This window comes from Oleiphilus sp. HI0080 (assembly GCF_001635135.1).
Map to the genome: position 1 here is coordinate 25,183 of NZ_LWFU01000603.1, position 8,578 is coordinate 33,760.

9 protein-coding genes and 2 pseudogenes are annotated in these 8,578 nt (G+C 47.5%); 10 read left to right on the forward strand and 1 reads right to left on the reverse strand.

The window, feature by feature from the left end; all coding sequences use genetic code 11:
• Positions 1-5 precede the first annotated feature (5 nt).
• From eno to rpoS, 10 genes and pseudogenes are all read left to right on the forward strand, one after another.
• Positions 6-1,298, forward strand: coding sequence for a phosphopyruvate hydratase (eno, locus tag A3751_RS13270; protein ID WP_068456836.1), 1,293 nt, complete (start codon positions 6-8; stop codon positions 1,296-1,298).
• Positions 1,299-1,488: 190 nt separating this feature from the next.
• Positions 1,489-1,770 carry a septum formation initiator family protein gene (locus A3751_RS13275; RefSeq protein WP_068456839.1) on the forward strand — a complete coding sequence of 94 codons (282 nt, stop codon included), beginning with the start codon at positions 1,489-1,491 and terminating at the stop codon, positions 1,768-1,770.
• Between the two features lie 13 nt (positions 1,771-1,783).
• Positions 1,784-2,458, forward strand: a pseudogene (gene ispD, locus A3751_RS23565) (2-C-methyl-D-erythritol 4-phosphate cytidylyltransferase); the annotation flags it as partial.
• Between the two features lie 66 nt (positions 2,459-2,524).
• Entirely contained in the window at positions 2,525-3,010 is a 486-nt protein-coding gene (gene ispF, locus A3751_RS23570) for a 2-C-methyl-D-erythritol 2,4-cyclodiphosphate synthase (RefSeq protein ID WP_231871820.1), read from the forward strand.
• Complete coding sequence (gene truD, locus A3751_RS13285; protein ID WP_068456841.1) at positions 3,007-3,945, forward strand: tRNA pseudouridine(13) synthase TruD; 939 nt, start codon at positions 3,007-3,009, stop codon at positions 3,943-3,945. The genes ispF and truD overlap by 4 nt, the downstream gene beginning before the upstream one ends.
• Before the next feature lie 13 nt (positions 3,946-3,958).
• The gene (gene surE / locus A3751_RS13290; RefSeq protein WP_068456844.1) at positions 3,959-4,708 is read left to right on the forward strand and encodes a 5'/3'-nucleotidase SurE; all 750 of its coding nucleotides are present in this window, start codon (positions 3,959-3,961) and stop codon (positions 4,706-4,708) included.
• Positions 4,709-4,710: 2 nt separating this feature from the next.
• Positions 4,711-5,370 (forward strand): protein-L-isoaspartate(D-aspartate) O-methyltransferase, encoded by a 660-nt coding sequence (locus A3751_RS13295; RefSeq protein WP_068456847.1) that lies wholly within the window; start codon positions 4,711-4,713, stop codon positions 5,368-5,370.
• 12 nt (positions 5,371-5,382) lie between these two features.
• Positions 5,383-6,336, forward strand: a complete 954-nt coding sequence (locus A3751_RS13300) for a DUF368 domain-containing protein (protein ID WP_068456849.1) — start codon at positions 5,383-5,385, stop codon at positions 6,334-6,336.
• A gap of 237 nt (positions 6,337-6,573) precedes the next feature.
• Positions 6,574-7,305 (forward strand): peptidoglycan DD-metalloendopeptidase family protein, encoded by a 732-nt coding sequence (locus tag A3751_RS13305; RefSeq protein WP_082863251.1) that lies wholly within the window; start codon positions 6,574-6,576, stop codon positions 7,303-7,305.
• An 83-nt stretch (positions 7,306-7,388) separates the two neighbouring features.
• The gene (gene rpoS, locus A3751_RS13310; protein ID WP_068456855.1) at positions 7,389-8,375 is read left to right on the forward strand and encodes an RNA polymerase sigma factor RpoS; all 987 of its coding nucleotides are present in this window, start codon (positions 7,389-7,391) and stop codon (positions 8,373-8,375) included.
• A gap of 51 nt (positions 8,376-8,426) precedes the next feature.
• On the opposite strand, the pseudogene A3751_RS21840 reads toward rpoS, so the two are convergent.
• A pseudogene (locus tag A3751_RS21840) lies at positions 8,427-8,578 on the reverse strand (endonuclease III); the annotation flags it as partial.

The window sequence follows — 8,578 nt, forward strand, 5'->3', positions numbered from 1 at the left end:
AGTACATGTATCAGATCGCAGATATTAAAGGTCGCGAGGTTATGGACTCGCGAGGCAACCCGACTGTTGAAGCGGATGTCATCCTAGAGTCTGGCGTTGTAGGGACAGCCTGTGCACCATCCGGTGCGTCAACTGGCTCTCGTGAAGCACTCGAACTGCGTGACGGCGATAAGTCTCGTTACCTAGGTAAAGGCGTATTGAAGGCGGTCGCGGGCATCAATAGTGATATTCGCGAAGCGCTAATTGGTAAAGACGTAACGGAACAGCGCGCGCTTGATCAGATTATGATTGATCTTGATGGCACTGAGAATAAAGCTAATCTAGGCGCCAACGCAATTTTGGCGGTTTCGTTGGCCGCAGCAAAAGCTGCCGCACAAGCGAAAGGTGTAGAGCTATACGAGCATATCGCTGAGATAAATGGCACGGCGGGCCAATACTCCATGCCAGTTCCGATGATGAATATCCTTAATGGTGGTGAACACGCGGATAATAACGTCGATATTCAGGAATTCATGGTTCAACCAGTTTCTGCGCCAAGTTTTGCTGAAGCATTGCGAGCAGGTGCTGAGATCTTCCATGCGTTGAAGAAAGTGTTGAAAGCGCAGGGTTTGAATACGGCTGTAGGTGATGAAGGTGGTTTTGCGCCGAACCTTGCGTCCAACGCAGATGCGCTCGCTGTGATCAAGACGGCGGTTGCTGATGCAGGTTATACGCTGGGCGACGATATTACGCTGGCTTTAGACTGTGCATCGTCTGAATTTTTTAAAGACGGAAAATACGATCTGAGTGGCGAAGGCAAAGTGTTTACTGCCGAAGGCTTTAGCGACTACCTTGCAGATTTGTGTGACGCTTACCCGATCGTATCGATTGAAGATGGTCAAGATGAGTCAGATTGGGATGGCTGGAAGTATCAGACGGAACGTCTGGGCGATAAAGTGCAATTGGTTGGTGATGACTTGTTCGTTACAAATACCAAGATTCTTCAGGAAGGCATCGATAAGAGCATCGCAAACTCGATTCTTATCAAGTTTAACCAGATCGGTAGTTTGAGTGAGACCCTGGATGCGATCCAGATGGCGAAAGACGCAGGTTACACGGCTGTGATCTCGCATCGTTCGGGCGAAACAGAAGACACCACGATCGCTGATCTAGCGGTAGGCACGTGCGCTGGTCAGATCAAAACTGGCTCGCTATGTCGCTCTGATCGGGTTGCGAAATACAACCGTTTGCTGCGAATTGAAGAGCAGCTTGGCTCAAAGGCGCCATATAAAGGTCGCTCGGAGATTAAGGGGCAATAAGCCGAGCCAGATTGTTGCTTTAAAAAGGGCTGTATAGCCCTTTTTTTTGCTTTGGCCAGTACAAAATTATGTCAATATCGACATGTTTTAGAGTTCAAAACGGGTTAGCGGTATTTAAAGGTGTGGGCTAGTCTGAACTAATACTTAAGATTTTCTGTTCACCTATTTAAGATTATTATCGAGTTCCAAAATGAAGTTGTTGTGGGGATTCTTGTTGCTAGCGACAATCGCGCTACAGGCGCGGTTATGGGTCGGGGAAGGCGGCATAATGGAAGTTTGGCAATTGCAGGACCAAGTAGAGGTCTTGCAAGCGCAAAATACTGTGCTTGAGCAGCGTAATGGACGCCTTGATGCAAAAGTAACAAACCTGAAAAAGGGCTTTGACGTGATTGAAGAGCGCGCGCGTCTTGATCTTGGTATGATTGGTCGAAATGAGACCTTCTTTATGGTGGTCAATCTTAACGATCATTAGCGAAAGCATCTACATGGCGATAGGCAACCCTGAGCCGAAACACTGGCTTATCATTCCAGCAGCGGGCATTGGATCACGAATGGCCGCTGACCTACCAAAACAATATCTGAAAATTCACGAGAAGAGCATTCTGCAAACGACGATTGAGGCGATGGCTTCTGCGAAGCGTTTTGACGGAGTATTTATTGGTCTTCACCCTGATGATCAGTACTTTGCCTCTCTTACGATTGAGTGCGAGACACCGATAACCTCTTATATTGGCGGCACGGAAAGGGCAGAAACAGTGCTTGCTGGGTTGAAAGCTCTTGCCTCACAAGCCTCGAAAGATGACTGGATATGGGTGCATGATGCGGCTCGTCCACTTATATCGAGCAGCGAAATTCATGAACTGGAAGATACTCTTCTTCAGACCGATATTGGTGCATTGCTCGTATTGCCTTGTACTGACACGATGAAGATAGCGAGCCTTGAAGGCGAGCTGACGACCGTAGACCGCTCTTCTCTATGGAGGGCACAAACTCCGCAGGTGTTCCGTCACTCACTACTTGTCGAAGCCCTGAGCAAGGGGATAGCGCACGATTGGGAAATTACGGATGAGTCTTCGGCAATAGAGCAGTCAGGCCTTACCCCGCGACTAGTGCAAGGAAAAGGGACCAATATTAAAGTGACTCATCCTGAAGACCTCATGGTTGTCGAGCGGGGTGTGATTCGCGAAAAGTCGAGGCTTAAAAATATATCAGAGAACGTAAATGATATGAGCGATATACGAATTGGCAGTGGATATGATGTCCATGCTTTTGAGGATGGAGATTCGATTACCTTAGGTGGCGTAAAGATTCCGCATAATCAAGGCTTAAAAGCGCATTCCGATGGTGATGTTCTGTTACATGCTATATGTGATGCCTTGCTTGGAGCGCTTGCTTTGGGTGACATAGGTCATCACTTTCCTGACACAGACCCTGAATGGGAGGGCGCCGATAGCCGGGCACTGCTTCGGGGTGTTTTTTGTCTTGTGCGTGAGAATGGATTTAAGGTGCAGAATATTGATTCTACCATTATTGCTCAGGCGCCGAAGATGGCACCGCATATCGAGGCAATGCGGTCTGCTATTGCAGAAGATCTTGAATTGCCCATTGAGCGGGTGAGCGTCAAAGCGACGACCACCGAGAAATTAGGATTCACCGGTCGCAAAGAAGGGATTGCTTGTCAGGCGAGCACTCTGCTGGTTGGTGGTCAATGAGTTTACCAGACTTGTGCCGCGCTAACGCGCGGCCATTGATGAACGGTGTGATTAAGCTTCAGCCGGAAGATTTTTATGTAGAGGAGCTACTAGATCTGGCGTTGTCTGGAGACGGTGAGCACCTGTATTTATTTGTCGAGAAGGTAGGCCAAAATACGGAGTATGTAGCAAAGCAGCTTGCGAGCGTCTTCAAGGTCCGTCCGATGGATGTTGGTTTTTCAGGCCTTAAAGATCGTTGGGCGGTTACCCGGCAGTGGTTCAGCATATATGTGCGAAACCAGCATTTTGAGGATTTGCGCTTACTAGAAGGCATCGAAGGTGTAAGGCTCATAAAGTCAGGTCGCCATATGCGAAAATTAAGGCGCGGCGAGCATCGCGGCAACGCCTTTCGCATCACTGTAAGGGGATTATCGAACCCATTGTCGCTTGTGGATACGTTGTCCGATATAAAAAGTAGGGGGTATCCAAACTACTTTGGGGTTCAGCGATTTGGTCGTGAATCTCAGAACTTAGAGCGCGCAAAACAATGGTTTCGAGGAGAAATTAAAGTTTCGCGTTCGCAACGTTCGTTCTATCTTTCCGCCGCGAGGTCTTATCTGTTTAACCTCATGCTTTCGGATAAAGTGAAAGAGGGCACATGGCTGGACGGCGAAGGGCCACTCTATGGTGACCCTGTCGAAGGTGTGGCGCCAATAACTCCGGATGAAGACGCTTTCTTTGATCGCTTTACGGAATTGGTCGCTGGCTTGCACAAGAATCGCATGACCTTGGCAAGGCGCCCATATAGAATGCGTGCAGAAAACTTAAGTTGGGAAGTTAAGGACGACTTGCTTGTCTTGTCTTTTGAGTTGGGAACCGGCGCCTTTGCGACCAGTCTGCTGGCTGAGTTTGTTGCGGTAGAGGATGGTTCTTCTCGATACAAATCAGATCTGTGAAGTAACAACGAACATGAAATTACTGCTTTCAAATGATGATGGTGTAAATGCTGAGGGGCTGCATATTCTGGCGGATGAGCTGGCGAAAATAGCCGAAATTAGAGTGGTTGCGCCAGATAGAGATCACAGTGGCGCAAGTGGGTCACTTACTCTTGCTCGACCCTTGAAAGTGACCACCTTGCGTAATGGTTTTCAATGTGTCGATGGCACACCCACTGACAGCGTGCATGTTGGTCTGACTGCACTATATGATGGTGAAGTTGAGCGTGTTGTTTCCGGTATTAACACACATGAGAATCTGGGTGACGATGTTCTGTATTCGGGTACCGTTGCGGCTGCCATAGAAGGGCGATTTTTAGACAAGCCCGCGATTGCCGTTTCTTTGGCAAGTCGTGGGCATGGGCATTTTGAAACAGCGGCACGCGTAGTTCGTGACATCCTTGAAAAACCGGAAGTTCAAAACCTGCCACCCCGGACCATTCTCAACGTCAATGTGCCCGATTTACCCTATGAGCAACTCAAGGGAATGCAAATTACACGACTCGGACATCGAGCAAAAGGCCAGCCTCCAGAGCAGTTTTCTGACCCTAGAGGTAAGGAGCGGCTCTGGATCTCAGTTGCTGGAGAAGGCGATGATGCCGGCCCAGGGACCGATTTTCATGCGGTTGCACATGCCTTTGTCTCAATTACGCCTATTCAGGTGGATATGACTCGCCATAGTGCGTTGCCAGATCTTCAACGCTGGCTCGACGGAGCGCAGTGATCATGGCGGAACAGAGCATCGAAGGTATCGGCATGACTTCCCGCAGGACGCGCATGCGACTCTTACAGCGATTGCGGGAGAAAGGGATACAAAGTGAAGGTGTTTTATCTGCGATCGCGGATACGCCTCGCCATATTTTTCTCGATGAGGCGCTCTCTCACCGATCCTATGAAGATACCGCGCTTCCGATTGGTCATAACCAAACGATTTCTCAGCCGTATATTGTAGCGAGAATGACCGAGCTGTTGCTGGAGAGCTCGCCTCGCCGAGTACTGGAGTTGGGAACCGGATCTGGCTATCAAGCGGCTATTTTATCTCAGCTCGTGGTTGAGCTTTATACCGTCGAACGAATCTCTCCACTTTTAGCCAAGGCGAAAGAGCGTTTCCAGCGCCTTAACTATCGAAACATTTATAGTCGACATGCTGATGGAGGGATTGGTTGGCCAGAGCAGGCGCCATTTGATGCCATTATGGTGACCGCTGCGCCAAAGGAAATACCTATTGAGCTATTAAGGCAGCTAAAAGATGGAGGAAAAATGATTGTGCCTCTTGGTGATGTGCAGCAACATCTGACGATCATCACTCGTCGAGGAGAGCAATTTATAAAGGATGTGATCGAGCCGGTTATGTTCGTGCCATTCCTTCCTGGAGTTGTGCGCTAGGATGGTTCGCAAATGACTTGGTTTTGGGTTTATTTGCGCGGAATGATGATGGGTGCGGCAGATATTGTGCCAGGCGTTTCTGGTGGCACTATTGCATTTGTAACCGGTATTTATGAGCGCTTGTTAGAGGCGATTAGCCACTTTCTGCCCGCTCTTCTTGCCTTTATAAGACACCGCAGCACGAAACGATTTTTGGCAGAAGCTGATATCGTTTTCGTATCGACCTTGCTATTCGGCATTCTAAGTAGCGTTTTTCTGTTTGCTTCGTTAATTTCATTCGCCCTTGAGGCGCACCCAATTCAAATCTGGTCATTCTTTAGTGGTTTGATCATCGCGTCAGCTATTTTGATCGGTTTTGAAATAAAAGCATGGCCTGCAAGCAGATTCATCATGCTTGGCGTGGGTGTCGTTGTTGCGGTGCTATTGGGTAGTTCTAGTTTGTTCAGTCTCCCACATACGTTCACAGGCGCTTTTCTCTCAGGAGCGATTGCCATTTGTGCGATGATTTTGCCTGGGATTTCTGGCAGCTTTTTGTTACTTCTAATCGGAACCTATAGCTACATTATAGGCTCGATCAAAAATGTAGACCTAGCAGTGTTATCTGTATTTGCGCTTGGCTGTTGTCTAAGCTTACTTTTTGTAGCGAGGCTTATTTCATGGATGCTTGAGCGCTATAAAGGTATGACTCTGTGTTTTTTGCTTGGGTTAATGCTGGGGTCTATTGATAAGGTTTGGCCGTGGAAGTACACAATTAGTTATCGTTTAAATAGTAAGGGAGAAAGTGTTCCTCTCGATCAAATGAGCGTGCTTCCTTCCGGGTACGCCGAGTTAACAGGGGCTGCTCCGGAGCTTCTTAGTGCGGCGCTGTGGTTTGGCATTGGATTTATCGTGATCACCGGCGTTACATACATAGCGAGATTGGTCGATGCCTCTTCGGGCACTAGTGTTACCAATGGGAACGCGTGAGTCATTAGGTAACATTTTTTCAATTATTTTCAATTTAAAAAAGTCGTTTAATAATAGAGGTTTACGCTGTAGTCCTAATAAAGCATCGAGCTTTATAGATCTAAAGCGAATGATAAAATCTTTTTTTAGTGCTTTTTGTGAGTTTCAGAGGTCAGAATATTGAACCCTTTTACACCTACAAGAGTTCAAAAAAGTGTCACTAAGCATTGTGTTGCGGCTAATGTAACGAAATGTATATTGCTCGTTTTTCTATTAACTGCGTGCACATCGCCAGACATCTACTACAATCGCGACTTCAATCCCCCTGTCTATTTCGGTGCGCACATTGTTCAATCTGGCGAGACGCTCTACAACATCGCTTGGCGCTATGGACGTGACTATAAAGAGTTAGCAAGTGCTAACAACATCCGCTCGCCTTATGTACTTACTGTCGGACAAAGAATTAACTTGGAGGTGGACGAGAACTCTTATCGTTCTCGGCCTTCTGGATCATCTAAAAGCGTTAAGTCCTCGAGCAATGTAACAAAACGTAAATCGCAGGCCGTTTCTGGTAACAAAAGTACAAACAATAAAAAACCTAGTATTTCCAATAACATAACATGGGGGTGGCCACATGTTGGCCTGATACTTGCCAAGTATTCTGTGAACTCACGCAATCGGAATATCAATAAAGGAATTGATATCGGGGGTACCGAAGGTGATGAGATTCGCGCAGCGGCTTCAGGAGAAGTTGTCTACGCAGGGAACGGATTACTGGGTTATGGAAACTTGATTATCATCAACCACAGCGAGCGTTACCTAAGTGCCTATGGGCATAATGAGGTCATTTTGGTCAAAGAGGGCGAGAAAGTCCGCTTAGGCCAACGAATAGCAAGGATGGGACGAAAAGGTCAAAAGCCGCTGCTCCACTTTGAAATTCGCAAGGACGGCCAACCGGTAAACCCGGAAAACTATTTGCCACATAGATAAAACAGCCTGATCAATCAGGTACAGAAGACAGCTAGGTTATTTCGATGGAATCGGAATAGACAATAAAAAGCGGAGATAGCACGATGGCAGCAGAAAGAGACGTTTTATTTGATTCAGATGCACTAGATTACGAGTCTAATGCGGAAACCAATTCAGTGAGTGACGAGCCGGATATGGCTTCCGTCGTCACATCTATAGATAGCCGACGCACCAGTTCGCGAGAGTCTTCAGCTCCTCGTCAACTAGATGCAACGCAAATGTATTTGAACGAAATCGGCTTTTCTCCGCTTTTGAGTGCGGAAGAAGAGGTGCATTTTGCGCGACTTGCTCAGAAGGGTGATGAAGCTGGTCGCAAGCGCATGATTGAAAGTAACTTGCGCTTGGTAGTGAAGATTGCTCGACGTTACGTCAACCGTGGCCTAACTCTCCTCGATTTGATTGAGGAAGGGAATCTAGGCTTGATTCGCGCTGTAGAAAAGTTTGATCCGGAGCGAGGCTTCCGTTTCTCTACGTATGCGACTTGGTGGATTCGTCAGACAATTGAGCGCGCGATCATGAATCAGACGCGAACAATCCGTTTGCCTATTCATGTTGTGAAAGAGCTAAACCTTTATCTTCGAGCAGCTCGTGAGCTTACTCAAAAACTCGATCATGAGCCTTCAGCCGAGGAAATTGCAGACTTACTTGACAAGCCTGTTGCTGATGTTAAGAAAATGCTCGGCTTGAACGAGCGAGTTGCTTCGGTAGATACGCCAATCGGTGTAAACGGAGATAAATCTCTTCTAGATACTGTCGCAGACGAAAGTGCGGCTGATCCCGCAGAGATTTTGCAAGACAATGACCTTCAAGGCTCGATTGATGGCTGGTTAGATCAGCTTTCAGGCAAGCAGCAGGAAGTGCTCTCTCGTCGCTTTGGATTGCGCGGTTATAAAATGAGTACTTTGGAAGAAGTCGGTAGTGAAATTGGTTTAACGCGCGAGCGTGTACGCCAGATTCAAGTAGAGGCTTTGAAGCGTCTGCGCGACATTTTGGAGAAGCAGGGTCTTAGTGGCGACATGCTCTTCAAGTAAGCAAATTTTCGTTATTGAAACCGCCCGCTGACTTGTTCATCGGGCGGTTTTTTATTCCCCGGTTTTCTCTTTAAACTCGCATAAATCCTCAATGATGCAGCTTTGACAGCGTGGTTTGCGTGCAACACAGGTGTATCGACCATGAAGAATCAGCCAGTGGTGTGCGTCTACTAAAAACTCCTTAGGTATCAAGCGAACGAGTC